The following is a 1,039-nucleotide window of genomic DNA, read 5'->3' as shown; positions in this document are numbered from 1 at the left end:
ATTGATTGTTGAATCATAGACTTATTGCCTGATATGTTTAAAAATTGCTTCGGCAGGTTAGTTCGACTCTTTGGCCAAAAACGCTCGCCTTTGCCCCCTGCCATAATTACACAAGTAATTGTCATATTAACCTCCATTATTCCATTTCATTATGTATTCCAAGCGTTTCGTCATGAGTTGTCCTACTTGCTCTGGCGAAAAATCTGTTTTTATCGTATGCTCGCCTTCTTTAGCAATCTCATCACGATAATCTGGTTCATTAACTAGTTTCTTCATATAATAACTCGCATGATCAACGTCTGGCTCTGCCCAATACTGATACGCTTCATATGGCCCAAAAGTGCTGCCAAGCTTTACTAGTTCATATTTCACTGGACATGAGTTACTATCATTCATAAAATCTGTATTAGATGACCAATTCGTTCCAATGACTGGTTTTCTCAGAAACATAGCTTCTGCTAAACCAAGACCAAAACCTTCACTTCGATGAAGGGATATGAAACTATCTGATACATTGATTAATGCATTTATATCATTTCTTGATAGTACCTCTTTTATTAAGTAAATATTTGTATAGTCATCGATTAATTTTTCTAATAACTTCATTTCATTAGATTCAGCATTACTAATGTTCACTTTAACAATTAGTCCCACATTAATATCATCCTTACCAAAAGCTCTTTTAAAAGCTTCGATTGACGCTTGTGGATTTTTACGTTCCTGATAGCTTTTTACATCATACATGGTTAAAAATAAAAATGTATCTTCAGGAAGATTATAATAACTTCTGTTTCTGTATTGTTCTATTTTCACTTCAATACTGTGGGGAATACGAATAACGGGAACTGGACTTTTAATTGAAATCGCTTCTGCAACAAATGTAGAAGGTGCCCAAACTTCATCTACTAGGCTAAAACTTTCTGTCCATTGATCAGGGAAATCAGGTAATTCCCAGTGCCAATAACCAATATTGTATTTATTATTGAATATTCGATTCCCATAGTGAGCATAAATTTCCATCATTTGCTCAGCATTAATA

The 1,039-nt window shown here is 34.4% G+C and carries 2 protein-coding genes; both read right to left on the bottom strand.

The window, feature by feature from the left end:
- Nucleotides 1-104, bottom strand: a 104-nt coding sequence (locus AB4Y99_RS27795; protein WP_441525629.1) for a sugar phosphate nucleotidyltransferase, incomplete at its 3' end; no start/stop codon positions are given.
- A gap of 22 nt (nt 105-126) precedes the next feature.
- Nucleotides 127-1,039: glycosyltransferase (locus tag AB4Y99_RS27790; protein WP_441525628.1), on the bottom strand; the 913-nt coding region annotated here is incomplete at its 5' end.

The sequence above is a fragment of the Allobosea sp. TAB14 genome, assembly GCF_052113865.1.
In the GTDB taxonomy this organism is placed as follows: Bacteria; Pseudomonadota; Alphaproteobacteria; order Rhizobiales; family Beijerinckiaceae; genus Allobosea; species Allobosea spartocytisi.
Note: the sequence above shows the minus strand (reverse complement) of the source record. Positions and strands in the feature narration are given on the sequence as shown.